Consider the following 24,474-nt stretch of genomic DNA (forward strand, 5'->3'; position numbering starts at 1 on the left):
TTCAGTTATTTAGTGCGATGTAGATGAAGCGTTCTGCTATCACGCCCACCGCCACCACGAACGCCGGAATCGCCACGAACAGCAGCCGCTTGCGCGCCCTGGGCGCCCGGGTGGGCCCGTGGAGCCGGATCACCTCGTAGGCGAACAGCGTCACCCACGTCAGCGCCAGCGCCGCGATGCCGACGGGCGTCCACGGCGACGTGGGGTCGCCGCGGCCCTTGTACGGCTGGGGATCGGGGATCTCCGTGCCCCTGACGAACTTCTTCAACGTGTAGAGCGCGGCGTCGCCGTTGGAGTACACCCGCTTCAGCTCGGACGAGGCGTCGAGCGCCGCCCGGAACTTCTCGCCCCAGCCCTCCGGGAACCCCTCGTTGAGCTGGAGGTAGCTGACCTGGCCGCGCGTGACCGCCAGGAACGTGTTGCGCGGGCTCGCCTTGAGCTTCTTCAGCGCGCCGGTGATGTTGGAGGGGTCCTTGTAGACCAGGGCCTGACCGTTGAAGTTCACCAGCTCCACGTCCTTCTCGCCCCAGGGCATCGTGGGCGTGACCTCCGGGCCCTCCTTGGGCACCAGGTAGAGCACGCGGGCGCTCGGCTTGTCGTGCGCGTACACGTAGTGCATGGCCGCGACCTCGCCGGTGGTCACCCGCTCGAACTTCTCGTTGCCGTAGCGGGCCACGAGGAAGGAGATCGCGAACAGCACCGCGAAGCCCGCCGCGAGCAGGACCGACAGCTTCCGGGTCAGCTCGGGGTTGAAGCGCACGTTGCGCTTGCGGATCGGCACGGTCTCCTCGCGCACGTCCGCGCTGTCGGCCGGCAGGTTCGGGAAGAACGCGTACGAGGCCAGCAGGCACGCGCCGGGCATCGCGAACAGGTAGATGCGCAGCCCGATCTCGCCGCCGTAGCTCTGCAGCCCCAGCGCGAGCACGGGCACGCACAGCAGGATCAGCGCGGCCCGGTCGAACACCCCGCGCCGCAGCCGGCGCAGCAGGCCGGCGGCGGCCAGCGACAGGATCACGACCAGGATGCCGAGCCGGGCCTTCAGCACCAGCGCGTGCGCGGGGTCGCTGCCCGCGATGCGGTCGCCGGTGTTGCGCTGGAGGTTGTCGAAGATCTTGCCCAGGCCGCCGAAGATCGCGTCGATCTGGCCGGCCCAGAAGCCCACGGTCTCGTAGCTGATCCAGGCCAGCACGACCAGGCCGAGGAAGAACGGCAGCGACCAGGTCAGCGACGTCCGCTTGAAGATGAGGAACGCGGTGATGACGCCGAGCATCATGAACGGCGTGATCTGGTGCGAGGCCGTCGAGGCGAAGAACAGCGCCAGCAGCAGCGTCAGCATGAGCAGCTTGTCGGCGCGGAACGTGCCGGTGTTGGCGATCTCGCCCGGCGTCATCGCGTCGAGGCGGCCCAGCCACTTGCGCCAGCCCTTGTCCGGCACCGGCTTGGTGCGCGGCTCGACGCGCCCGAACCAGCGCAACAGGATCGCCACCCACGCCAGGTACAGCGCGAACGTGAAGCCCTGTGGCGAGAAGTAGTCCTGGCCGATCCACTGCACGAGGACGAACAGCAGCGCCGCGAACCAGCGCGCCCGCGTGGTCGCCACGACCTGGCGCAGGATGAGTACGAACGGCAGCAGGTAGAGCAGGTTGGACAGCAGCGGCGTCCACATGAGGATCGGCGTCATGTCCGTGATGCCGGCCGCCTTGGTGACGAACGCGAACAGCGCGAAGAAGCCCGGCCAGCCCATGCGGGCGTCGATGCTGATCGCCGTCTCACCGGTGCGGCCGATGAAGTCGACGAAGCCCGCGTGGATGTAGGCCGTGGGGAAGCGCGGCTCGGTGGCCACCAGGGCGCCCGCGCCGTGCAGCGCGAACGTGATCGTGGCGATCTGGAACAGCAGCAGGAACTTGCGGTCGGTCGACTGGGCGACCGTCACGAAGAACGCCACCAGCATGATGAGGATCGCGGCGAACGCGCTGGCGGGCAGGGCCGAGATCAGGCCGAGGCCGTTGATGTTCGTGGGATCGACCCCGCGCAGCGGCCCCGGGGGCACGCGCAGGGCGAGCACGTACAGGATGAGCCCCTCGACCGTGAGCAGGGCGGGCAGCCAGCCGGGCGCGCTGCTGACGAGCGCGCTCAGACGGGCCATGAGGCCCTGCGGGGCCGCGGCGGTCGCGGAGGCCGCCCCGGCGCCCTTCGCGGGCGCCTCGCGTTCCTGAGCCGTCTCGGGGCGCGGCTGCGGGGCCGCCTGAGCCGGCTTCTGCGGGGACGCCGCCGGAGCCGGTGTCGTCGGGGGCGCCGGCGAGGCGGCCCGGGCGGCGGGAGGCTGCGGGGACGCCGGCGGGGGCGTGGCCCTGAACGGGGTCGTCGGCGGCGCGGGCGGGGCCTCGGGGGAGGCGTCCTTCCGCGGCTCGGCGGGCTCCTCCGCCGTGGGCTTGACGTCGGGGACGGTCGGCGGGCCGCCCACGCGGAAGCTCGCGGGCAGCCGGATCGCCGTGGTCGTATCGGCGTCGGCGTCGTCCTCCGCCTCGGCCCCGGCCTTGTCCTCGGCGTCGGCCTGGTCCTCGGTCGCGGGGTCGGCGTCGGTCACGGTGCCGACGTCGGCCTTGGTCTCGGCGTCGGCGTCAACCTCGACCGCGACCTCGACGTCGGACTTGGCGTCGGTGTCGGTCTGGTCCTCGGGAGCGCCGTCGGCCTCGGCGGCCGCCTGGTCGTCGCCGTCGGCCGGGGCCTTCTCCTCGGCCTTGCCGGAGGAGGCGCCGTCGGCGGAGCCCAGATCGAGGATGATCCGCGGGATGACCCCCGTGGCGTCCGGATCGAAGGGCGCGCCCGACTCCTCCTCCGTCTCGCCGTTGAGCTCGGAGGAGCCTGTGAACCCGGTTGTCATTCCATCGCCGTCCCGTTGCCTCACGTTGACCATCATGAGGCCCCGTGCGACCCCTGGGCGACGCGTGGCGGTTCTGTTTCGCCGTAAGTGAGAACTTTACGAAGTTTCCCGAAGATCAAAGCCGCCACCAGCAGCTCGCTGAACAGCATGCCGTACCCCACCGCGTTCACGTTGGCGAACGGGAACAGCACCGTGATCGAGACCAGCACCAGCGCGGCCAGGCCCATCTGCACCAGCGCCAGGGCCCGCGCCTCGCTGCGCGCCCGCAGCGAGCTGAGGTAGACCTCGATGAGCACCCGCGGCAGCACGGCCAGCGCCATGAGCCGCAGCAGCGTCGAGCCCTCGGTGGCGAACTCCGAGCCGAAGATCATGAGGATCAGCGGCGCGCCCAGGACCGTCACGGCGATGATCGGCGTGATGATCATGAAGGCGCGGCGCAGCGCCCGGCGGCAGTTCTCGGCGAGCTGCGAGCGGTCGAAGGACCCCTCGACGGTCAGCGACACCGCCATGTTCATCGCCAGCAGCTCGATCATGCAGCCCAGCGTGTGGGCCATCGAGAAGCGGCCGAACGTGGCCTCGCCCACCTGCGTGGCCACGGCCACCGGCACCAGGTAGACGATCGCCAGGATCGACAGCGTGCCGGGGAAGTCGCCCGCCAGGAAGCGCCCGACCTCGCGCAGCGTCGGCGGCGCCGCGACCTCCGCGGAGTCCTTGACGTGCCGGGGGATGACCACCGAGAAGATGAACCAGTTGACCGGGATGAGCGCGAGCGCGGTCGGCACCATCCAGGAGACGAAGATGCCCCCCTCGGGCAGCGCGCCCGCCAGCGCCACCAGCAGGCCCATCTTGACCACGCCGAAGACCAGGTTGTTCAGCGGCACCCAGGTGGCCTTGCGCAGGCCCGTCAGCACCACGTCCTGGAGCGTGAAGACCGCCCAGACCAGCACCGACCCCAGGAAGAACAGACCCGGCCCGAAGCCGCCCAGCGCGGAGTACGTGCGGCCCCACAGCGGCAGCGTGAGCAGGAAGCCCACCGCGGCCACCCCGCCCGTCGCCGCCGCCAGGCCGTAGCCGCGCAGCACCAGCTCCGGCGTGCGGCGGCCGGCCAGCGGCAGGAAGCGCGCGAGCGCGCCCACGAAGCCGAGCGCGGTCAGCGACGCGAACAGCCGCATCGCGGTGATCACGGCCTGCCCGCGGCCGAACTCCTCGGGCGAGTAGTAGTGCGCGGCCAGCAGCCAGTAGCCCATGCCGAGCGTGGCGGTGATCGCCGTGTTGGCCATGAGCGCGTAGCCGTTGCGGAACAGCGGGTTGCGCAGGTCGTGCAGCAGCCGCCGCCAGAGCCTAGACATTTCCGCGCACCCGCTGCAGGCCGTACCTCGTCCGCCGCACGACCGCGTACCCCTTGGTGAGGACGCGCTCGCGCAGGTAGATCAGGGGTACGGCGCTGCCCTCGACGGCGCGCCGGAACATGCCGATGGTGGTGTGCCTGGCCACCGTCAGCCGGGGGATGGCCAGCATGTCGTGCCGGTCGGCGGCGATCGCGTTGTTCACCGCGCAGGCGGCGAAGTAGCCGGCCTTGCGCACCTCGCGGCGCACCCGCGCGCTGGAGTAGCCGTAGGGGTAGGCCATGGTGGCGACCGGTGCGCCGATCTTCTCCTCCAGCAGGCCCTTGTTGCGGCGCAGCTCCTGGCGCAGCTCCTCGGTGGGGAGCTGGTCGAGCTGGGGGTGGCTGTGGCTGTGGCCGCCGATCTCGATGCCCGTCTGGGCGATCTCGCGGGCCTGACCCCAGCTCAGCATGTCGTCCAGCGGTCTGCCCGCCGCGTCGGCGCCCGCGTCGGCGACCCAGCCGCTGGTCAGGAAGACCGTGGCGGGGAACCGGTGGCGCTCCAGCAGGGGCAGCGCGTGGGTGTGGAAGTCGGCGTAGCCGTCATCGAAGGTGACCACGACTGGTTTGACGGGCATACCCGTGTTCTTGTTCAGCCTGGAGACCAGATCGCCCAAGGTCAACGGGGTGAACCCGCCCTCCGCCAGGTACGTGAGCTGCTCCTCCAGATCGGAGGGGCGTACCGAGTGGGGGCGGGTCTCCTCGTTGGGACGGTCGGTCACCGAGTGGTACATGAGGATGGGCACCCTGATCACGATCGGGCTCCCTTGAGCCGGGCGGACCCGACCACGTATCCCCAGGTCGTCCAGGCGAGCCCGACGACGATCGCGACGGAGCGGCCGAGGCCGCCCACGTCGCCGCGGACCGCCTCGCCGAGCCCGCGCAGCGCGCCCAGGGGCAGCGTCTTCAGGGCGTGGGCGCGCTCGCTGGCCAGCCCGTCCTGGGTGCCCACCTCGCGCGTCACCAGCGCCTTCGACAGCCCCTCGGCGTAGCACCGGGACCTGAAGTAGGCGAAGCGCTCGCGCTGCGCCGACACCTTGTGCCCGATCACCGCGCGCGGCTCGTACAGCATGACCGAGCCCGGCTTGCGCTGGCTCAGCCTGATGCAGAACTCCGTCTCCTCGCAGCCCAGGGGCCTGCTCTTGCGCCCCTGCACGCTGCGGCCGATGCCGCTGTGGAAGCCGCCCACCTCGGAGACGACCTCCCGCCGGAAGGCGGCGTTGCCGCCCATGACGTTGCGGATCGGCGCCCGCACCGCCGGCATGCCGCGGTACGTGCAGCCGACGGTCCAGTCGAACTCGTACGGGAACCAGCGCGGCCGCTGCCGCGAGGCCCACATGGGGTCGGTGCGTCCGCCCACGCCGACGACGGCCGGGTCCTGGAAACCCTCCTCCAAAGCTTCCAGCCAGCCGGGGTCGGCCACCGCGTCGTCGTCCAGGAACGCGACGATGTCACCGGTGGCCGTGGCCACGCCGGTGTTCTTGCCGCCGGAGAGCCCCTGCTCGTGCGTGTTCTCCACCACAATGGCCTGTGGATAGGTGCGCTTGAGCTTCAGGTGCAGGTCCGGATTGTGGTCGACCACCAGGATCAGTTCGTGCGGCCGGCGGCTCTGCCGCTCGACCGACTCCACGGCCTGCCTGATGTCCTCCCACCGCTCCTCGGTGTAGACGCAGATGACGACAGACGTTCTCACTGCCATCCCTCTTCCAGTGCTGGTCAGGCGACGCCCCGGTCGGCGGCGGGCGCGGCGGCCGGCGTCGGCTGCGGGATCGTGGGCTGGCGCCGCCACTCGCGCAGGATCGTGCGGAGCACGCGCAGGCCGTCACGCACGGCGTGCAGGTTGCTCTCGCCGTGGATGCGGCAGCGCTCGTGGCTCGGCACCTCGTGCACCTTGAGCCCGGCCTTGGCGGCGCGGACGTTCATCAGGGTCTCCACCTCGAAGCCGTCGCAGTCGAGGTCGAGTACGTCGAGGTGACGGGCCCAGAAGGCGTTGTAGCCGTAGCAGAGGTCGGTGTACTGGGTGCCGTACATCATGTTGACCAGGCCCGTGAGCACCTTGTTGCCGAACTTGCGGCTGAAGGTCAGGTCGTCGCTGCCGCCGCCGGCCGCGTACCGGGAGCCCTTGACGAAGTCGGCGCCGGTCACCAGCGCGCCCACGAAGGAGATGATCTCGTGGCCGTCGGTCGAGCCGTCGGCGTCGATCATCACGATGATGTCGCCCGTGCAGGCGGCGAAGCCGGCGGCCAGGGCGTCGCCCTTGCCGCGGCCGGTCTGGGTGACGACCTTCACGTTGGGACGCAGGCGCTTGGCCACCTCGACCGTGTCGTCCACCGAGTTGCCGTCGACGAGCACGATCTCGTCGATCCACTGGGGCAGGGTGGCGAAGACGTGGGGGAGGTTCTCGGCCTCGTTCATCGCCGGGACGACCACGCTGACGGTGGGCGAGATGGCGATGTGCGGCGTGATCGGGGTGAAGCGCTCGATCGGTGGCATCGAGCGCAGCGGCGTGATCTGCGCCTTGCCGTTGTACTTGGTGCTCTCGGGACTCATGGTGAGCTAAATCCTTCCGGGACCCGCCTCCACGCGAGCCTGGGCCGGCCGTTCCCGGGTGCTGGTGGGAACAGCCGATCCCTGATCGGCGCACGGGTCCAGTGGAGTGAGGGTGGTGCGTTACGGGTGCTCTGCTGCTGCTCTGGTGCTGTGGTGCTCGTGGTGCTTCACCGCTGGCCGGGACGGGGGTCAGCGCGCTCCGGTGGGCTCCTTGACGACTGAGTTGGACGACTCCTGCTGGATGGAACTGCGGACCCGCCCGAAGCCCTTGAGGACTCGGTCGGCCGCCTTATAAAGAGACGGCCGATCAAGGACGATTGTTCGCGCCTTGTTGAAGGGAACTCGTCCCATCCAGTGGACGGCCGCCGCGGGCGAGGGGCGGGAGACCCGTCCCTCGGACACGTACAGCTCGCCGCTCTTGAGCCAGTCCTTGTACTCCTTGCCGCCCTTGCCCATGTCGACCATCTGCACACCGGCCTCGGCCGCCGCCTCGGCCATGCGGAGGTGGTGCACGATGCCCGGTGAGTACCGCGCGTACTCGGTGTCGTAGGCCGGGAACCAGCCGACGATGGTGGTGGCCGTGCGCAGGCCGAAGTGGCCGGCGACCGGCTTCTCCCCCGCGTACAGCATGGTGAGGACGCCGCTGAAGTCGGCCGAGCGCTCGGCGTGCATGAGGTCGATCAGCTCGACGATCCAGGGCTGCGCGAACCGGTCGACGCGGCCCGTCCGCCGGTACTGGTCGGACTTCCAGCCGAGCAGGACGCGCAGCACCTCCGGGTCCGCCGAGGCGTACTCGAAGCGCAGCTCGCCCTGCTCCCTTCCGAGCTTGCGCTCCTTGTAGCGCACGGTCTTCAGGTTCTTCGGGGAGTTGGCCTTGACCTGCTCCAGCCAGGCGTCGAAGCCCGCGGTGAAGTCCATGACCGGCGCGGGCCGGACGTCGGACTCGTAGGCCGCGAAGGTCGGCTGCCCCGCCACGAGGTGGTCGAAGTCATAGACGGTGAGCCTGCAGGCGCGCAGCAGCGCCCGCACGTCCACCTTCAGACCGGGGACCGAGATCAGGCCGTGGCAGGTCGTCAGGAAGCCGCCGAGGGGCTTGCCGATGCCGAAGCTGTGGCGCTCGTAGGGGAAGAAACCGACGATGCCGGTGCCGTCGTCGATGACCGCGACCCGCACGTAATCCCTTAAGCGGTCCATGGCCACGGCGAACTCGACGGACAGGAACGGGTTGTCCAGGCTGGGATCGGCCTTCTGCAACGCGCGCCAGCGGGCTCTCTCGGACTCGCCGAGCTCGCCCGGGCGGACCACCGTGATCTTCACTTGGCCCTGGCCCCCTGTTCGGTCTGCATGTTCTTCCCCCGGTACAACACGCGAAGCACGTACATGAACCCTCCGAGCACGGCGATCGTCGCCACCCCCGCCCGGGGAGACCAGGCGTCGAACTGGAGCATGGCCTGGGCGAGAAGTACGTTCACCACGAGACTGGCCGCGGCGCCCACCGACAGCGCCGCGAGCGGGTCACGATCTCGCAACAGCCCGACAACGGCTGCTCCGGGGACCACGAGCAGGAACAGAGAGATCAGCAAAGGGCGCAGCGGCGTCTCGATGTCGAACAACGCGATCACGGCTCCCGCGACGCACGCGAGCCCGAGCAGCCACGCGAGCGCTCGGCGGTGCTTGATCATTTACCGTTCTCCTGGTCCTGGCTTGGGCAAAGGCGCGATTGATCGCTTTTCATGGGACCAATCCGTCCATGGACACGTCAATGCCGACGCTTGGTGACGCGCTCCGGTTTACCGGAGGGGCGATTTTTTCCCGTGACTTAGGGCACACGGACAGTGCGCTGCCCGGCGCCGGTGCGGTCCCCAAGCACACCAGGATGCCCTATAGATGACCCGATCTTCGAGCCAGGGCCCGATTTATCCTAGTTCGTATTTACGGTGGATCTACCATCCGTTGAGGTATCGAGCGTCACTCCTGTCCCGTCCGGGACTCCGCCAGGGCGGTGCCCGCAGGTGAGGCGACGCCCTGCGGGTCGTCCGGCGACGGCGTGTCGTCGGGCAGCCGCGTCGGCTCGCCGGTGGGCGGCTCGGAGACCTCGCTCCGGCCCTCCCACGACAGCCGGCAGCTCGCGCGCCCGCCGTTCGAGACGAACGACACAGTGCCGCCGCCCGCGGTGTCCGGGTCGGAGACCGTCACCCAGACCGCCACCGAGCCGCCCGCCCTGATCGACCCGCTCGACGGGAAGACGTCCAGGCCCGAGGTCACGCTGGCGCTCCACGCGACGGAGGCGTTGCGGGCGCGCAGCCCCACCTTGGCCGACCCGTCGAGGGCGCCGGGGCACACGGCGCTGAGCCGGGCGCCCGCCACGGGGCGCCGGCTCGTGGCCGGGCGGCTGGTGGCGGCCGTGACGACGGCGCGCGGGGTCGGGCGGGGCGACGCCGTGGGCGCCGGGGTCCGCCCGGGCGTGGGGCCGGTCTCCGGCCCGTCCGCGAGGTCCTCGGCCGGATCCTCGGCGGGCTCCTGGGTCCCCTCGCTCGGCTCCTCGTTCGGCTCCTCGATCTGCTCCGCAGGGGTGGGGACGGCGCTCGCCGACGGCGCCGCCCGGAAGGCCGCGCCGCCCGCGGCGGCGTTCGCCACGATGACCGCGCCCGTCGCCGCGAGCACGCACGCGCCGGCGATCACCACGGGCGCGAGCCGGCCCGGCCGCCGCCGCGGCCGGTGGCCGGGCGCGACCGGGAAGCCGTCGCGGTCGAAGCTGTCGCCCCGCTCCAGGACCAGCGTGCGGGCCTCGCCGCGCTCGGGGGCGAGGCAGGTGGCGATCGTCCGGCGGCGCAGCGACAGCGGCGGGAACGCCACGGGGACCTTGTCGAGCAGCCGCTCGGCCGACACCTTGCGGTGCCGCCCCTCCGTGCACACCTCGCAGCCGCCGATGTGCCCCGACAGCCTGCGCCGCAGCAGCGGGGTGAGCGGCCCCTCCCACGAGTCGAGCATCGCCGACAGGTCGGGGCAGTGGGCGCGCCCCACGCGGGCCAGGACCACGGCCGCGGCGGCGTTCTCCAGGTGGTCGCGGGAGCGGCGCAGGCGGGTGGCCGCCCGGCGGGAGGTCAGGCCGAGCACCGAGCCCGCCTCCTGCGCGGTCAGCCCGTGCCGCAGCGACAGCTCCAGCACCTCGCGGTCGAGGCGGCCCATCTCGCTCAGCGCGTCATGGACCAGCGCGGCCAGCTCGGGGTCGTCCGGCTCGTCCACGGACGGCGCCGCGACACCCTGCACCGGGACGCCGCCGCGGTGCGCCAGCCGCGCCATGACCTGGACCCTGGTCAGCGCGTACAGCCAGGCGCGCAGTCGCGTCTCGTCCCTGAGCCGGTCGGCGCGGCCGTACGCGGTGACCAGCGCGTCGTGCACGGCGCCGCCCGCGCTGTGGCCGTCGCCGGTCAGGGAGCAGGCGTAGTCGTGCAGCCGCACGCCGTACGCGTCGTACAGGTCGGCGGGGGCGCCGTGGTCGCCGCGCCGCAGCGCGTCCGCCAACCGATGGTCCCCGGTCCGGTCGACAGTCGGCCATCCAGGCACGAGTACCCTCCCCGCGGCTCGCGTGTGTCCCCCACGCGCCTAGGACGCCGCCCCGCCGGACCGGGTTGACCCATCCATGCCCAACGGGCATGAACGGGGACGGAAGGTACTCGTGTGACGAAATCAGCCGTCGCACTTGGGGGCGCAGAGCCGGCGCTCCATGCCCTGGAGGAAGAAGTCGCGCACCTGGAGGATGTTCTCCGCGATGTACGCCTCGCCGCCGGTCGCCTTGGCCAGGGCGTCCATCTGCTTCTTGCCCTTGGGCGCGTCCGGGCCGAACGCGATCAGCAGGATGCTGACCGGCCGCTTCGGGTTGTAGGTCTTCTTGAGGAACGACAGGATCTCGGCGTTGCCGACGCCGCCGTCGGGGTCGTCGTTGCCGGCGCCGTCCGTGAGGACGAGCACCGTGTTGATCTTGTCTTCCTGGTACGACTTCGTCATCTCGGTGTAGGCGGCCTTGAGCGTGTCGTTCAGGCCGGTGTCGCCCGTGGCCTTGGCCTGCACGGTGGCCAGCTGCGTCGCCAGCGCCTCCTTGCGCAGCCGGCCGTCGGTGGTCTCGCTCAGCGGGCCCACCGAAACCATCTCGCGCCAGTCCTTGCCCTGGCCGTCGAGGTGCGTGGAGAACGCCCACACCCCGATCTCGGAGTCGGCCGGGAACAGGCTGAGCCCCTCGGTGGCGATCCGGGAGATCGCCTGCATGCGGGTCAGCTGGGTGCCCGGCACGGGCAGCGCCATCGTGCCGGAGACGTCGAGCAGGGTCAGCAGGCGGCTGCCCAGGTTGAGCCGGGACCAGGTCTGCGCCATGCTCGCCACGGTCTTGACGTCGGGCGCGGCCAGCGGCCGGGGCAGGGTCGAGACGAAGCCCTTGCCCTTGGCCAGCACGTCGCCGCCCTTGCCGTCGGGCGTGCGGAAGCCCTGGTCGCGCAGCGTCCGCTGGGCCGAGTCGGTGGTCAGCTCCTTCTGGAAGGCGGCGGCGGCCTTGCGCACCTCGGGGTCCTTGGCGAGGACCAGCATCGGGTAGTCGAGGTTGTAGGTGCCCTCGGCGGGATAGAGCGGCACCACCTGCGCGTCGGGCTTCTTGGCGTTGTGGGTGTAGATGCTCTGCTCGGAGGCGACGCCGACCGGCACCTTGCTGCCGGACTTCACGGTGAGGCTGGCCAGCAGCGCGCCGGGATCGGAGACGACCTGCCCGGACAGCTCCTTCAGCGCCCCCACGAGCGCCTTGTCCTGCTTCGCCTTCTTGGCCGAGCCCGCCGCGGCCAGCAGCGCGGCCAGGCCCGCGGAGTTCTTCTCCGGGTCGAGGGCGAGCACGCGGACCTTCTTGCCGGGGCCGTCGGGGTTGGCCACGTTCGCCGCGGCGATCATCCCGGCCCAGCTCGGCTGGAGGCTGGCGGACAGCTTGTCGGCCGTGCTCTGGGCGGTCACCAGCACGACGGGCGACAGGGCGGCCGAGCCGGAGGGCTCGGGCAGCGCGGCGCCCGCCGGATCGCTGCGCAGCCTGCCGACGACCAGGCTGGAGTCGGCCACCCACAGGTCGGCCGCCGCCTTGCCGGCGGCCAGCGCGCCGGCCGTGCGGGCCGCCCCCTCCTTGGTGACCGTCACCTCGACGCAGCGGCTGTCGATGGAGTGCAGGGCCTTGTTGTAGGTGCCGGCGATCTTGTTGAGGGCCGGCTGGATGTCGGGGGTCGCCACCACGCGCAGCGCCAGCTTGCCCGCCGAGCAGTCGTGGTCGCGGTTGAAGATGACGAACGCGGCGACGCCCAGCAGCACGGCCAGCGCGACGGCCCCGGCGAGGGGGACGAGCACCCTGCCCCGGCCCCGGGCGGCGCGCCGACGGGGAGCGGGTTCCTGGGCTCGGTAGCCGCCATCGAACTCGTCTGTGCGGTGTCGCCCCACGATGTCCTCTTTGGTGTGTTGAGACCTTCCGGAGACCCTGACCGGAGATGCTCCGCAATACCTCCGGAACGATACTCGGTGCGCTTAGTGCGGCAAAACAGCCCTTTTGGTGCGGGTATGACGGAGAGTGAAGCTCAGTGGCAACATCCGTCACCATGCCACGCCCGGCGGCCCTCGCGTACCGCGACGAGCGCCAGCGCCACCGCCATGACCGGGTCCGCCCACCACCAGCCGGCCGCGTTCAGCCACAGCCCGGCCAGCACGCCGCCCGCCATCGCCGCGCAGATGAGGTTCTGCGTGCCCTCCCCGGCGGTCGCCGGGGACGCCAGCCGCCGGCCCAGCCGGCGCTTGGCCAGTCCCAGTGCGGGCATGCTCACCAGGCTCACCGCCGTGACCGCGATCCCCAGCGACGTCGGCACCGCGCGGTGACCCGCATCCAGGTCGTAGGCGACATGGACCACGAGATAGGGCGCCAGCACCCAGAAGCTCATCGCCACCGCGCGCCGTGCCCGGCTCTCCGCGCCCGGCGACAGGGTCCGCGAGCCGGTGAAGCGCCACACCACGATGAGGCTCGCCGCTGCCTCCACCAGCGCCGAGAACCCCCAGCCGATCAGCGCCACCGAGTGCGCCCCGAACCCGGCCCACAGGCCGAGCGAGCTCTCCAGGCCGAGCCAGGCCAGCGTCGCCACCGACAGCGCCCGCGCCGACCGCGCCGCGCGCAGCCACTCTGCCGACGCGGCCGGATGCGCGTGAACCCGCTGGTCAGGCACCTTGACCTCCCGAATCCCCGACGTCGTCCGGCCGCCGGCAGCGGTATGTACCCTACCTGTCACCCTCCGTGATCACGATGGCGCGGGGCAAAGGTCGGCCGGGTAATCTTCAATGATCGCTTACAGGAGGGCGATTCCGGGGATCACTCCACGGGTCGCCGGGTCGCCGCTTCCCCGCGCCGGAGAGATCGGGGCCACGTGACCCGCGGGGACTCACGGGAGGTTCGACAGGCCGTGCCGTTCACACCGAGCCACATCGCGGCGGTGCTTCCACTGGCGTCGTCGTCGCGCGTCCGCAAGGTGCTCGACCCCTGGGCACTGGCCATCGGCGCCATGGTGCCCGACCTGCCGATCTTCCTGCCGTTCCTGCCCGACTACACCGACTGGCACTCGTTGCGCGGCGTGCTCACCATCGACACCGTGGCCGTGCTCGTGCTGCTCGTCCTGTTCCACGTGGTGCTGCGGGACCCGCTGATCGCCCTGCTGCCGCCGGCGCTCGCCGGCCGCGCCGCCACCCTCCTGCCGTCGTGGCGCGGCTTCCGGCTGCTGCCCGTCGTCCTCGGGGCGATGACCGGCGCGGCCAGCCACGTCCTGTGGGACTCCTTCACCCACGCCCGCGGCCCGGCACGCTGGGGCCCCTGGCTGGAGGTGTCGGTCTTCGGCGTGATCAGGCTCTTCCGGCTGCTCCAGTACGGCTCGTCGGCCGTCGGGCTGGCCGTGGTCGTGTGGTGGGCGTGGCGCCGCCTGTCGCGGATCGCCGCCGTCGCCCCGCCCGAGCGGCTGGTCATCCCGTCCGGGGTGCGCTTCTACGTCCTCGGCGCGGCCTCGGTCGGCACGATCGCCGGGGCGCTGCTGTGGCCGGTCGTCGATCCGCCGTCGCCCCAGCTCGGCCTGCCCAGCGTCATCACCAAGGTCGGCGCCGGCACCCTGGTCGGCCTCGGCCTGGTGCTCCTGTGTTACGCGGTGGTCTGGCAGGTCACCAGGCGCATGGCAGTATCAGAAGGTGCTTGAGTACGTGACCGACGCGGCGGACCCGCGCCTGGCCGACTACACCCGGCTGCGCGACGTGGAGCTGCGCAAGAGCCTCGAAGCCGCGCGCGGGCTGTTCCTGGCCGAGGGGGAGAAGGTCATCCGGCGCGCGATCGGCGCCGGCTACCCGATCCGCTCCGTCCTGACCACGACCCGCTGGCTGGAGTCGCTGGCGGACGTGCTCGGCGACGCGCTCGTGTACGTGGTCAGCGACGAGATCATGTCGGGGATCGCCGGCTTCCAGGTCCACCGCGGCGCCCTGGCCTCGATGGCCCGGCTGCCGCTGCCGCCGATGGAGAGCGTCCTGGCGGGGGGCGCGTCCGGGCGCGTGCTGGTGCTGGAGGATCTCGTCGACCACTCGAACGTCGGCGCGATCTTCAGGTGTGCCGCCGCGCTGGGGGTGGACGGGATCATCTTGTCGCCCCGATGTGCTGACCCGTTGTACCGGCGGGCGGTGAAGGTGTCGATGGGCGCGGTGTTCTCGATCCCGTACGCGCGGATGGACGACTGGTTCACCGGGCTGGATCAGATTCGTGCGGCCGGTTTCCAGACGCTGGCCCTGACGCCTGACCAGTCGGTCACCTCGCTCGACGAGGTGAAGATGACGGACCGGGTGGCGTTGCTGCTGGGGTCGGAGGGTGACGGGTTGTCGTCGCGGTGGCTGGAGGAGGCCGACGAGGCGGTCTGCATCCCGATGAGCTCCCGTGCGATGGAGGCCGGTGTGGACTCGCTCAATGTGGTGGCCGCCGCCGCCATTGCCTGCCACGGCCTGATGCGCGGCTAGCTGTATTGACCACGAGCGTTGTTAACAGTGGGGTCTTGATCAAAGGAGAGGCCTCCGGTGTGGTGTAGGTGTCGAATCTTCACCGCGCGGAGGCCTCGTGTCCCACCGTAACGCCCGGCTGACCATTCATGGCCGGCGTCTGCTCGTTGAACGCGTCCTGTCCGGCAGGCCGGTCGCGCATGTGGCCGCTGAAATGGGCATCTCCCGGCCCACCGCCCACAAATGGATACGTCGATGGCGCGAACAGGGCGAGGCGGGCCTGCACGACCGTCCCAGCCGGCCCCACACCACGCCGCACCGCACCCCCGCCCACATGGAGCGTCAGGTATGCCGGCTGCGTACCAGCCGTAAGCTCGGTCCGGCCCGTATCGGGCCCATCCTCGGGCTGGCGACCTCCACCGTGCATCGGATCCTCACCAGACATCGCCTGCACCGGCTGGCATGGCTGGACCGGCCCACCGGCCAGCTGATCCGCCGCTACGAACGCGATCGCCCCGGCGAGCTCGTGCACGTGGACGTCAAGAAGATCGGCCGCATCCCCGACGGCGGCGGCTGGCGCATCCACGGCCGCGACCAACGCAGCCACCACCCCAGCCGCACCGTCGGCTACGACTACATCCACTCGGCCGTCGACGACCACACCCGCATCGCCTACAGCGAGATCCACCCTGACGAGAAAGCCGGCACCTGCGCCGCCTTCCTACGCCGCGCCACCACCTACTTCGCCGGCCTGGGCATCCCCACGATCGAACGCGTGCTGACCGACAACGCCCTGGCCTACCGCCGCAGCACCACCTGGCGCCAAGCCCTGGCCGACATCGGAGCGACCGGCAAACGCACCCGCGCCTACCGGCCCCAGACCAACGGCAAGGTCGAACGCTTCAACCGCACCCTGCTGGAGGAATGGGCCTACATCCGCCCCTACGCCAGCAACGACGAACGCACCGCAGCTCTGCAAGACTTCCTGCACACCTACAACCACCACCGATGCCACACCGCACTCGGAGGCCGACCCCCGATCACTCGCGTCAACAACGCTGCGGGTCAATACAGCTAGCGGCCGGCTGCGATGACCGCGGTGAGTTGAGTAGAGGGTTGCTCATGTGCCCTGCGAATCGGTGCGCTTACTCTGAGTAGCGGGTCGTCAACCGGCCGGTGATCAGAAGGGGAGCCGATGAAGCCGATCACAAGAAGCTGCCTCGCGGGTGTTCTGGCGGTGGCGCCGATCCTGCTCGGAAGTGGGGCGACGGCCGCGAACGCCGCCACCGACACGTCCGTCGGCATCGCCCGGTCGGCGGCACTCCATGCGGCGGCCTCACCCATCAGGATCAAGAACGAGCGCAGCCAATTGTGCATGGAGGTCAACCAGGCGGACGGGACTTCCGGCATGGGGAACGGCACCGGGATCCTGCAGTTCACCTGCCACACCGGCGCTCAGCAACAGTGGAGTCTGTTCGCCGAAGAGTTGGACGGGGCCGGCAATATCCGGTACGTCTCATTCATCAACGCCCGCAGCGGGAAATGCCTGGAACCGAATCAGGCGGATGGGGCCTCCGGCATGGGGAACGGCACCGGGATCGTCCAGTTCACCTGCCACCACGGCCTCCAGCAACACTGGCGGCAGATCTACCTGGGCGGCGGCCACTTCCAGTTCAGGAACAGGCGCAGCGATCTGTGCATGGAGGTCAACCAGGCGGACGGGACTTCCGGCATGGGGAACGGCGCCGGGATCCTGCAGTTCACCTGCCATGGCGGTGCTCAGCAACAGTGGAGCTCGGCGTGAGAACTGGGAAACCCGCCCTGCGGGGCCGTCCTGTTCGCGCTTCGTCGGGACGCGGGCCGCGTGCCAGCGGGCTCCACGGGATGACGCGCACCCCTTGGTCCCGGCAGAGTGGGATCATCTCCCGATCCGATCGTGGGTGGAGGAGGCCGGGCGTTCCCGGTGGAGCGCGGCCGAGAGCACCACGAGCCCGACTCCGGCCAGTTCATCCACACCGCGCCGGTGCCGCGGCCCCCGACGTGCGTCTCGCCTGCCGCGTGTGGCGCAGTGTCCTCAAGGCGCCGCCCCAGGCGAGGAGCTCGTCCAGCATGGCGGTGACCGCGCCGGCGTGGTGGGCGGCCGGGGTGAGGACCTGGAAGTTCTCGAAGTCCGTGGCCAGGGACAGCGCGACCTGGGTGCGTACGTCGGCGACATGCAGCTCTCCCATGATCAGGCGTAGGTGTTCCACGGCTCGGACGCCTCCCGCGCTGCCGTAGCTGACGAAGGCGGCGGCCTTGTTGTGCCATTCGGCGTACAGGAAGTCGATGGCGTTCTTGAGCACGCCTGACGTCGAGTGGTTGTACTCGGGGGTGACGAACACGTACGCGTCGAAGGAGTCGATCGTGGCGGCCCAGGCCCTCGTGTGCGCGTTGGCGTAGCGGCCCATCGCCGGTGGCAGCGCCTCGTCCAGGTGCGGTAGCCGGAAGTCCTTGAGGTCGACGATCTCGTACGAGGCGTCGTCCCGTTCGGTCGCCAGCTCGTGGATCCAGCGGGCCACGGCCTCGCCGTTGCGTCCCGGGCGGGTGCTGCCGATGATGATGCCTACTTTGATCATGGGGACGTCCTTGGTGATTCGCGGCCGGGCAGGCTCGCGGCCATGACCAGGCCGGTCGCGGTGAGGATGAACATCCAGGTGAGGGCCGCGGCGAAGCCGCCCGCCTGGAGGATGACGGCCATCAGCGCGGTGCCGGTGGCGGCGCCGATCCGTTGCACGACGGTGCCGGCGCTGGTGGCGTGCGGGATGGCGGCCGGGCGCAGCGTGCGGTAGACGGCGACGCTGACGGGCAGGGCGGCCACGCCGAATCCCGCTCCGCGCAGGAGCAGGGCCGCGCTCAGCAGGAGGGTGTCGGTGCCGGGGGTGGCGAAGACGAACGGAAGGGTGCCCGCGGTGGCCGCGGCCATCCCCGCCAGGGCCGGCGGACGCGGCGGCAGCCGGTCGGCGTACCGTCCGGCCAGCAGGGACGCCAGCGCGACGCCGAGGGTCTGGGGAGCTAGCGCGAGCCCGGCGTCGAGCGCGGACAGGTCGTGCAGCCGCTGGTAGTACAGCGGCAGCAGGAACATCGGCCCCCAGCTCGTGACGCCGAGGACGAACATCATGACCGTCGCCGACCGGAAGGAGCGGTCGGTGAAGAGCCGCAGGTCGAGCAGGCTCGCCTCGGCCCGGCGCAGCGAGCGCGCGACGAACGCGGCCAGGAGAGCGGCCCCCGCCGCCGCCGTCAGCGTCGCGGTCCCGATCCCGGCCCGCGCCTCCAGGCCGGTCAGCGCGTGCAGCAGGAGGACCACCCCGGCCGGCAGCAGGAGCAGCCCGACGAGGTCGAGACGACGCTCGTCGCGTGCCTCGTCCCGGGGGAACCACCGCCACGTCATGGCCAGCGAGAGCAGGATCAGCGGCGCGTTGACGAAGAAGACCCAGCGCCAGCCCCAGCCGTCGATCAGCACGCCGCCGAGCACGGGCCCGGAGATCGGCGCGATCTGCCCGACGAAGCCGACCCTGCCCATCACCCGGCCCAGCCGCTCGGGTCCCGCGGCCCGGGCCAGGACGAGCTGCGTCATCGGCAGGATCATGCCGCCGCCCAGCCCTTGCAGCGTCCGGAAGGCGATGAGCGAGCTCGCCGACCACGCGGCGCCGCACAGGATCGACCCGGCCAGGAACAGCCCCAGGGCCGTCAGCCACACGGCGCGGGCGCCGAAGCGGCCGACCGACCAGCCCACCAGCGGAATGACGGCGGTCATCGCCAGCACGTACGAGGTGGTGACCCACTGGATCGCCGTCACCGTCGCGGACAGGTCCCTGGCCAGCTCGTCCAGCGCCACCGCGACGATGGTGGTGTCCAGCAGCGCCGCCATCGCGCCCACCAGGACCGTCGCCGTCAGCGGCAGGAGGGCGCGGTCGGTCGTGGCGGCGGGCGCCGGGCTCGTGTCCGGCGTGCTCACGGGATCAGCAGAGTCTTGCCGACCGTGGCGCGGGCCTCGATCGCCCGGTGCGCCTCGGCGGCCTCGGCCAGGGGGTAGGTCTGGCCGATGACCGGGCGCAGCCGACCGGCCGCGGCGTGCGCGAGCGCCTCCGCCGCCAGCGCCCGGGTCTCCGCCGGGGTGGGTGCGCCCCCGCCGGGGACGACCGTCACATGCGGGGCCGGCTCGGTCCAGGAGCCGGAGGCCATGCCGTACACACTGGCCCGGCCGCCGGGCCGCACGGCGCGCATGCCCTGCGCGCCAACGACGCCGCCGACCCCGTCGAAGACGAGGTCGACGCCTCCGCTCATCTGGGCGACCTCGCGTTCCCAGCCCGGTTTCGAGTAGTCGACGTAAGCCAGAGCGCCGAGCGAGGTGACCAACGCCTCCTTGCCCGGACCGCGGGCGGCGCCGACGACCTTCGCCCCCGACGCGGCGGCGAGCTGGACCAGCAGGCTGCCGACGCCGCCGGCGGCCGCCTCCACCAGCACCCACTCGCCCGGACGCACCTCGGCCTGCCGGTGCAGGAGCACGGCGGTCCGCCCGTCGGACAGCAGCGCCACCGCGTCGCGCAGCGTCACCCCCGCGGGGACGGGGACGAGGTTCTCCGCCGGGGCCACGGCCAGCTCCGCGTAGCCGCCGGTGCCGCCGGTCGTGGTCACCACGGCCTGTCCGACCAGCGCGGCGTCGGTCCCCGGCCCGACGGCCGAGACGCGCCCGCCGACCGCGTTGCCGGGGACGCGCGGAAGGGGTGGCCGCTGGTGGGCCGCGGGACCGCGGCCGGCCCGCACCTGTGTCTCGACGTACGTGATCCCGGCGTAGTCCACCGTCACGAGCACCTGCCCCGGCCCCGGCACCGGGTCCTCGACCTCCTGGAGGCGCAGCACCTCCGGCCCGCCGAAGCGATCCATGACCACAGCACGCATGACTTCCTCCTCAATAGGAGCAAAACGCTCCGCTTGAAGCGGACCATACAACCGGAGTAATTCGCTCCGCAAGTTCGGTATGCTGCCGACATGACCGAACCCAAGCGCCGCGGCCCTCGGCAGGCGGAGGCCGAGCGCAACGATCGGGCCCTCCTGCGGGCCGCACGCCAGGTCCTGGCGGACGACGGGGCGCACGCCACGGTCGCGGCCATCGCGGCGGCCGCCGGGGTCGGCATCGGCAGCCTCTATCGCCGCTACCGCACGAAGGAGGAGCTGTTCCAGCGGCTGGCCGAGCTGTCCCTGGACAGCTGGAACCAAGCCGCCGAACGCGGTCTCGCCGAGGACGATCCATGGGAAGGGCTGGCCTCCTTCATCGTCGCCTGCGTCGAGTTCGGCCAAGGTTCGCTCGCCCCGATCGCCGGCACCATCAAGGTCACCAAGGAGATGCAGGCCAAATCCGACCACTCGGACGAACTGCTCGCCGCGCTCGTCGCGCGCGCCCACGAGGCCCGCGTGCTCAGGCCGGACGTCACCGTCGTCGACATCTCGCTGCTGATCGAGCAGTTCGGCAGATCGCCCGCCCTGGACCAGCTACGCAAGCAGGGCCGCGAGGACCTCCTCGAAGCCGCCGCCGACGCTCACCGGCGCGTGCTCGCCATCGCCGTGGACGGCCTGCGCGCCTGCCACCCGCGTCCGCTGCCCGGCGGCCCGCCCACTGACCGGCTCTTCACCGAACGCTGGACACACGAAACCGGCTGATCTCGCCGCGCGTCGTGGACAACGGTTCCCGCTCGCTCGACGTGGTGGCTGCCGCCGCGATCGCCTGTCACGGTCTGACGCGGCGACAGCGCCCGGTCGCCGGAGGCGCGGGTCAGACGAGGCGGGTGACCTCGCCGGTGTCGATCGAGTAGTACGCGCCGATGACCTTGAGCTTGCCCTGGGCGATGCGGGGGGCGAAGAGCTTGTCCTTCTTGAGCCGGCTCACGACGTCGACGGTGTTGACGCGGATCATCTTGTCGACGTCGCCGCCCGAGCGCGTGTACGCCGACCGCAGCGAGGAGGCGATCGTGCTCAGCTCGCCGGGCAGCTTCTTGTGCTTGCGCAGGGATTCCGCGGCGGCCGTGACGGCTCCGCAGCGCTGGTGGCCGAGCACGACGACGAGCGGGGTGCCGAGCTCCGCCGGCCCGTACTCGGCGGCGCCCGTCACCAGCGGGTCGATGGTCTGCCCGGCCGTCCGCACCACGAACAGGTCGCCCAGTCCGGTGTCGAAGACCAGCTCGGGAGCGACCCGCGAGTCGATGCAGGAGAACACGACCGCGTACGGGTCCTGCTTCTGCGCCACCTCCCTGCGCCGGGCGGCGTCCTGGTGCGGGTGGGTCGTGGTGCCGTCCACCCAGCGACGATTGCCCTCGCGCAGGGCCGCCCACGCCTCGTCCGGAGTGGACGGCCGCTGGTCCGCGGTGCGCGCGGAGGCGGCGGAACCCGCGGTGGTCGCACCGGCCAGGAGGCCGCCGGCCACGATGCCGGCGCGCAGCAGGACCCGACGGTTGATCATGTTATTTGGCATGAAACAGGAGTATGGGCCGACTCATGGCGTCACGCCAGAAGGTGTAACAGTGATCACACTGCCTGGTCAGTCGTGCCAGCCGCTGGCGTCCTGGAAGTCCTGCCAGGTCGTGTAGGGAGCCTCGGGACGCAACTGGTGCAGGACTTCGCCCGGCAGGGTCATGGGCGGCGCCTTGCGCGGGTCGGCGAGGCACTGCGCGACCATCGCGTCGGTCAGGGCGCGCGCGCCGCCATGACGGGGGTAGGCGGCGTTCACCCGTTCGGCATATCCCTTGGGCAGGTCGCTCGGGCCGCCGGTCAGGTCGATGCCGATGCCGGTGTGGGCGATCGCGATCTCCGGTGGGCGGCGGCGGAGGAACACCGGCGAGGCGTTGATGCCGTAGGAGGTGTGCAGGGCGATGCCGTCCCAGACGGTGTCGACGCGGGCGTCGGTAATGCCGTGCCTCTCCAGGAAGCGGGCGGCGAAGTCGGCGCCGTCCACCTCGAAGCGCTGGCCGGTGTCGGCGCGTTCGGTCAGCCCCATGTCGTGCAGCACGCAGATGAGGAACATGACCTCGGCGTCGTAGTCGCGGCCCGGCCGGCGTCCGGCCTTCTCGGCGACCGCCCGGGCGAACAGGAAGCCGCGCAGGCTGTGGTTGCGCAGGAACGGCTGCTGGGCCTCGGTCACCAGCCGCCGGGCCGCCCTGGCGAGGCGCGTGGCGGGAAAGGACAGGTCGTCGGGCCTGCTCTCGGCGGCGGCCCCGGCGGCCGGCGCGCCGACGGCCAGGGCCGCCGCGCCGGCCAGGCCGGCTCCCAGCACCGTGCGGCGGTTCGGGGACGAGCTCATGAGGTCTCCTCGGGGGTCGTGGGTGAAGGGGAGGTGCGGAAGCGCTGCCGGTAGGCGGTCGGCGTGGTGCCCAGGACCTTCAGGAACGTCCTGCGCATCGTCTCGTCGGAGCCCAGACCGCACCTGCGGGCGATCGCGGCCACGCCGTCGGCCGTGCTCTCCAGGAGGACCTGGGCGGCCTCCACCCGGATCCGCTCGACGTACCGGCCGGGGGCCAGCCCGATCTCACGGCGGAACAACCGGGTCAGATGACGCTCGCTGACCGTGACCTGCGCCGCCATCGAGGCCAGGGTGTGCTCCGCCGCCGGCTCGGCGGCGATCGCGTCCAGGAGGCGGCGCAGCGCCGGGTGACGGGTCGTGGGAACGGCCGCGCGCACGCTGAACTGGGACTGACCGCCCGGCCGTTGCAGGAACACGACCATGTGTTTGGCCACCGCCCGCGCGAGGTCCGGTCCGTGGTCCTCCTCGACGAGGGCCAGCGCCAGGTCGATGCCGGCGGTCACGCCCGCCGAGGTCACGACCGGCCCGTCGCGGACGAAGATGGCGTCGGGCTCCACGGTGACCCGCGGGAACCGGGATCCGAGGTCCGCGCAGGCGGACCTCACCGGGAGCGTCACGACGACCATGGGGGTGATCATCGCCCGCTACGCCCGCCGGTGAGCGCGGCCTCCTACCGGTCCAGCCTGGCCGCCCTGTCGCGCAGGTAGCGCTGTTCGGGCAGGCTCGTGGTGCGCCGGGCCGCCAGCAGGTAGTTCTCCCGCGCGGCCGTGTGCTCGCCGGCCAGCTCCTGCAGGTGGGCGCGGACGGCGGACAGGCGGTGGTGGCGGGCGATCCGGGGATCGCCGTCCAGGGGTTCCAGGAGTGCGAGCCCGGCCAGGGGGCCGCGGGTCATCGCGACCGCGACGGCGTGGTTGAGGGTGACCATCGGGTTCGGCGCGATGCGGGTGAGGATTCCGTACAAAATCCGGATCTGTTCCCAGTCGGTGTCCTCGGCCCGCGGCGCCTGGACGTGCAGCGCCGCGATCGCCGCCTGGAGCTGGTACGGGCCCAGCGGCGAGGCGGACATCGCGCCGGTGACCAGCGCGGCACCCTCCTCGATCATGGCGGTGTCCCATCGGCCGCGGTCCTGCTCGGCCAGCGGCACGAGGCCGCCGTCCGGGCCGGTGCGGGCCGCGCGGCGGGCGTCGGTCAGCAGCATCAGCGCGAGCAGCCCGGCGACCTCACCGTCGTCCGGCAGGGAGCGGTGCACCATCCGGGTGAGCCGGATCGCCTCCTCGGTGAGCTCGCCGCGGTGCAGGTCGGGGCCCGACCCGGCGGTGTAGCCCTCGTTGAAGATCAGGTAGAGCACGTGCAGGACGGCGTCCAGGCGCGCGGCGCGCTCGTGGACGGCCGGGAGCTCGAACGACGCGCCGGCGGCCCTGATCCGCTGCTTGGCGCGGCTGATGCGCGGGGCCATCGTGGCCTCGGGCAGCAGGAACGCCCGGGCCACCTCGGCGGTGGTGAGCCCGCCGACGGCGCGCAGCGTGAGCGCCACCTGGGAGGCGGGCGTCAGCGCCGGATGGCAGCACAGGAACAGCAGCGTGAGGGTGTCGTCGTGGCCCCCCGGGCGCTCCTCGCCGGGGGCCGGGGCGAGGCCGGCGCCGGGCGTCTCCCGCACCGCCGCGGTGACCTCGCGGCGGCGGCGGGCCTGCTCGCTGCGCACCTGGTCCACCAGGCGGCGCGAGGCGACGGTGACCAGCCAGGACCGCGGGTTCTCCGGGACGCCGCCGCCGGGCCACTGCGTGGCCGCGGCGAGCAACGCCTCCTGGGTCGCGTCCTCGCACTCCTCGAACCCGCCGTGACGGCGCAGGAGCACGCCGAGGACCTGCGGCGCCAGCTCGCGCAGCAGGTCCTCGACGCGTTCGGACGCGTTCACGTCCGCGTCCCGGGCGAGCCCATCGGCCTCACATCTCCATCCCGGCCGCGTCCATCAGCGGGCGCACCTCCACGCCGCCGGCCAGGTGGCGCGCGCCGGGCCGGGCGCCCGCCATCAGGGCGGCCAGCTCCACCGCGCGGTCCCGGCTCTCGCAGTCGAGCACGTACTGGCCCACGACATGATCCGAGGTCCCCGGGTACGGGCCCTCGGTCACGCTCACCACGCCCTCCCGGACCCGTACGACAACGCCGATGGACGGATCGGCGAACGCGTGAGCGCTGACGAGCTCCCCCGCCTGCCAGGCCGCGGCGAGGAAGTCCTCGTCGAAGCGCTCCCCGGGCGGGTCCGCCGCGTCCAGGTAGAGGTTCAGCAGGAACTTCACCGCG

The 24,474-nt window shown here is 71.7% G+C and carries 23 protein-coding genes; 5 read left to right on the forward strand and 18 right to left on the reverse strand.

Translation table 11 applies throughout. The annotated features are described in order from the left end of the window. Position 1: 1 nt before the first annotated feature. From HD595_RS26555 to HD595_RS26600, 10 genes are all read right to left on the reverse strand, one after another. Complete coding sequence (locus HD595_RS26555; protein WP_253773554.1) at positions 2–2,884, reverse strand: hypothetical protein; 2,883 nt, start codon at positions 2,882–2,884, stop codon at positions 2–4. 32 nt (positions 2,885–2,916) lie between these two features. Continuing rightward, the gene (locus HD595_RS26560; protein WP_253773556.1) at positions 2,917–4,233 is read right to left on the reverse strand and encodes a lipopolysaccharide biosynthesis protein; all 1,317 of its coding nucleotides are present in this window, start codon (positions 4,231–4,233) and stop codon (positions 2,917–2,919) included. Further along, on the reverse strand, positions 4,226–5,023 hold the full coding sequence (locus tag HD595_RS26565) for a polysaccharide deacetylase family protein (RefSeq protein ID WP_253773558.1): 798 nt from the start codon (positions 5,021–5,023) through the stop codon (positions 4,226–4,228). Before HD595_RS26565 ends, HD595_RS26560 begins: the two co-directional genes overlap by 8 nt. Next, the gene (locus HD595_RS26570) at positions 5,020–5,967 is read right to left on the reverse strand and encodes a glycosyltransferase family 2 protein (protein ID WP_253773560.1); all 948 of its coding nucleotides are present in this window, start codon (positions 5,965–5,967) and stop codon (positions 5,020–5,022) included. The genes HD595_RS26565 and HD595_RS26570 overlap by 4 nt, the downstream gene beginning before the upstream one ends. Before the next feature lie 17 nt (positions 5,968–5,984). Then, entirely contained in the window at positions 5,985–6,818 is an 834-nt protein-coding gene (locus HD595_RS26575) for a glycosyltransferase family 2 protein (protein WP_175601976.1), read from the reverse strand. A 189-nt stretch (positions 6,819–7,007) separates the two neighbouring features. Then, entirely contained in the window at positions 7,008–8,135 is a 1,128-nt protein-coding gene (locus HD595_RS26580) for a GNAT family N-acetyltransferase (RefSeq protein WP_253773562.1), read from the reverse strand. Beyond that, complete coding sequence (locus HD595_RS26585; RefSeq protein WP_175593937.1) at positions 8,132–8,500, reverse strand: hypothetical protein; 369 nt, start codon at positions 8,498–8,500, stop codon at positions 8,132–8,134. The genes HD595_RS26580 and HD595_RS26585 overlap by 4 nt, the downstream gene beginning before the upstream one ends. Positions 8,501–8,786: 286 nt before the next feature. Then, positions 8,787–10,343, reverse strand: coding sequence for a sigma factor (locus HD595_RS26590; protein ID WP_253773564.1), 1,557 nt, complete (start codon positions 10,341–10,343; stop codon positions 8,787–8,789). A gap of 165 nt (positions 10,344–10,508) precedes the next feature. Next, positions 10,509–12,281 (reverse strand): substrate-binding domain-containing protein, encoded by a 1,773-nt coding sequence (locus HD595_RS26595; RefSeq protein WP_253773565.1) that lies wholly within the window; start codon positions 12,279–12,281, stop codon positions 10,509–10,511. Positions 12,282–12,415: 134 nt separating this feature from the next. Continuing rightward, positions 12,416–13,051: a cation diffusion facilitator family transporter gene (locus HD595_RS26600; protein ID WP_253773566.1), complete on the reverse strand. Its 636-nt coding sequence runs from the start codon at positions 13,049–13,051 to the stop codon at positions 12,416–12,418. A 234-nt stretch (positions 13,052–13,285) separates the two neighbouring features. Between HD595_RS26600 and HD595_RS26605 the strand changes: the two genes are divergently transcribed. From HD595_RS26605 to HD595_RS26620, 4 genes are all read left to right on the forward strand, one after another. Then, the gene (locus tag HD595_RS26605) at positions 13,286–14,062 is read left to right on the forward strand and encodes a DUF4184 family protein (RefSeq protein ID WP_253773567.1); all 777 of its coding nucleotides are present in this window, start codon (positions 13,286–13,288) and stop codon (positions 14,060–14,062) included. Further along, a complete protein-coding gene (locus tag HD595_RS26610) occupies positions 14,055–14,864 on the forward strand; it encodes a TrmH family RNA methyltransferase (RefSeq protein WP_253773568.1) in 810 nt (269 codons plus the stop codon). The genes HD595_RS26605 and HD595_RS26610 overlap by 8 nt, the downstream gene beginning before the upstream one ends. Positions 14,865–14,961: 97 nt before the next feature. Next, positions 14,962–15,921, forward strand: coding sequence for an IS481 family transposase (locus HD595_RS26615; RefSeq protein WP_253773570.1), 960 nt, complete (start codon positions 14,962–14,964; stop codon positions 15,919–15,921). 117 nt (positions 15,922–16,038) lie between these two features. Beyond that, positions 16,039–16,647: an RICIN domain-containing protein gene (locus HD595_RS26620; protein WP_253773572.1), complete on the forward strand. Its 609-nt coding sequence runs from the start codon at positions 16,039–16,041 to the stop codon at positions 16,645–16,647. Positions 16,648–16,849: 202 nt separating this feature from the next. Here HD595_RS26620 and HD595_RS26625 read toward each other — a convergent pair whose 3' ends face one another. The 3 genes from HD595_RS26625 to HD595_RS26635 are packed head-to-tail and all read right to left on the reverse strand — an operon-like array spanning position 16,850 to position 19,781. Then, positions 16,850–17,458 carry an NADPH-dependent FMN reductase gene (locus HD595_RS26625; RefSeq protein WP_253773574.1) on the reverse strand — a complete coding sequence of 203 codons (609 nt, stop codon included), beginning with the start codon at positions 17,456–17,458 and terminating at the stop codon, positions 16,850–16,852. Beyond that, on the reverse strand, positions 17,455–18,837 hold the full coding sequence (locus HD595_RS26630) for an MDR family MFS transporter (RefSeq protein WP_253773575.1): 1,383 nt from the start codon (positions 18,835–18,837) through the stop codon (positions 17,455–17,457). The genes HD595_RS26625 and HD595_RS26630 overlap by 4 nt, the downstream gene beginning before the upstream one ends. Then, on the reverse strand, positions 18,834–19,781 hold the full coding sequence (locus HD595_RS26635) for a zinc-binding dehydrogenase (RefSeq protein WP_253773577.1): 948 nt from the start codon (positions 19,779–19,781) through the stop codon (positions 18,834–18,836). Before HD595_RS26635 ends, HD595_RS26630 begins: the two co-directional genes overlap by 4 nt. 90 nt (positions 19,782–19,871) lie before the next feature. On the opposite strand from HD595_RS26635, the gene HD595_RS26640 reads away from it, so the two are divergent. Then, positions 19,872–20,540 (forward strand): TetR/AcrR family transcriptional regulator, encoded by a 669-nt coding sequence (locus HD595_RS26640; RefSeq protein WP_253773579.1) that lies wholly within the window; start codon positions 19,872–19,874, stop codon positions 20,538–20,540. A gap of 112 nt (positions 20,541–20,652) precedes the next feature. Here the strand turns inward: HD595_RS26640 and HD595_RS26645 are convergent, their stop codons facing one another. The 5 genes from HD595_RS26645 to HD595_RS26665 all read right to left on the reverse strand — a co-directional run bounded on the left by HD595_RS26645 (position 20,653) and on the right by HD595_RS26665 (position 24,470). Continuing rightward, positions 20,653–21,336: a carbonic anhydrase gene (locus HD595_RS26645; RefSeq protein ID WP_253773581.1), complete on the reverse strand. Its 684-nt coding sequence runs from the start codon at positions 21,334–21,336 to the stop codon at positions 20,653–20,655. 78 nt (positions 21,337–21,414) lie between these two features. Further along, positions 21,415–22,173 carry an HD domain-containing protein gene (locus HD595_RS26650; RefSeq protein WP_253773583.1) on the reverse strand — a complete coding sequence of 253 codons (759 nt, stop codon included), beginning with the start codon at positions 22,171–22,173 and terminating at the stop codon, positions 21,415–21,417. Next, complete coding sequence (locus HD595_RS26655) at positions 22,170–22,799, reverse strand: GlxA family transcriptional regulator (protein ID WP_253773585.1); 630 nt, start codon at positions 22,797–22,799, stop codon at positions 22,170–22,172. Before HD595_RS26655 ends, HD595_RS26650 begins: the two co-directional genes overlap by 4 nt. A 44-nt stretch (positions 22,800–22,843) precedes the next feature. After that, entirely contained in the window at positions 22,844–24,088 is a 1,245-nt protein-coding gene (locus HD595_RS26660) for an RNA polymerase sigma factor (protein ID WP_253773587.1), read from the reverse strand. Positions 24,089–24,116: 28 nt separating this feature from the next. Next, positions 24,117–24,470: a YciI family protein gene (locus HD595_RS26665; RefSeq protein ID WP_253773589.1), complete on the reverse strand. Its 354-nt coding sequence runs from the start codon at positions 24,468–24,470 to the stop codon at positions 24,117–24,119. Between the last annotated feature and the right edge of the window lie 4 nt (positions 24,471–24,474).

Origin of the sequence: Nonomuraea roseoviolacea subsp. carminata (genome assembly GCF_024172185.1) — a bacterium.
Lineage (GTDB): Bacteria > Actinomycetota > Actinomycetes > Streptosporangiales > Streptosporangiaceae > Nonomuraea > Nonomuraea roseoviolacea.

What these genes read in the sequence shown, in the direction of transcription:
- HD595_RS26555 (WP_253773554.1), bottom strand. Translation starts at nt 2,884, where the DNA reads ATGACAACCGGGTTCACAGGCTCCTCCGAGCTCAACGGCGAGACGGAG.
- HD595_RS26575 (WP_175601976.1), bottom strand. Translation starts at nt 6,818, where the DNA reads ATGAGTCCCGAGAGCACCAAGTACAACGGCAAGGCGCAGATCACGCCG.
- HD595_RS26650 (WP_253773583.1), bottom strand. Translation starts at nt 22,173, where the DNA reads ATGAGCTCGTCCCCGAACCGCCGCACGGTGCTGGGAGCCGGCCTGGCC.
- HD595_RS26625 (WP_253773574.1), bottom strand. Translation starts at nt 17,458, where the DNA reads ATGATCAAAGTAGGCATCATCATCGGCAGCACCCGCCCGGGACGCAAC.
- HD595_RS26655 (WP_253773585.1), bottom strand. Translation starts at nt 22,799, where the DNA reads ATGGTCGTCGTGACGCTCCCGGTGAGGTCCGCCTGCGCGGACCTCGGA.
- HD595_RS26645 (WP_253773581.1), bottom strand. Translation starts at nt 21,336, where the DNA reads ATGATCAACCGTCGGGTCCTGCTGCGCGCCGGCATCGTGGCCGGCGGC.
- HD595_RS26620 (WP_253773572.1), top strand. Translation starts at nt 16,039, where the DNA reads ATGAAGCCGATCACAAGAAGCTGCCTCGCGGGTGTTCTGGCGGTGGCG.
- HD595_RS26635 (WP_253773577.1), bottom strand. Translation starts at nt 19,781, where the DNA reads ATGCGTGCTGTGGTCATGGATCGCTTCGGCGGGCCGGAGGTGCTGCGC.
- HD595_RS26570 (WP_253773560.1), bottom strand. Translation starts at nt 5,967, where the DNA reads ATGGCAGTGAGAACGTCTGTCGTCATCTGCGTCTACACCGAGGAGCGG.
- HD595_RS26640 (WP_253773579.1), top strand. Translation starts at nt 19,872, where the DNA reads ATGACCGAACCCAAGCGCCGCGGCCCTCGGCAGGCGGAGGCCGAGCGC.
- HD595_RS26560 (WP_253773556.1), bottom strand. Translation starts at nt 4,233, where the DNA reads ATGTCTAGGCTCTGGCGGCGGCTGCTGCACGACCTGCGCAACCCGCTG.
- HD595_RS26585 (WP_175593937.1), bottom strand. Translation starts at nt 8,500, where the DNA reads ATGATCAAGCACCGCCGAGCGCTCGCGTGGCTGCTCGGGCTCGCGTGC.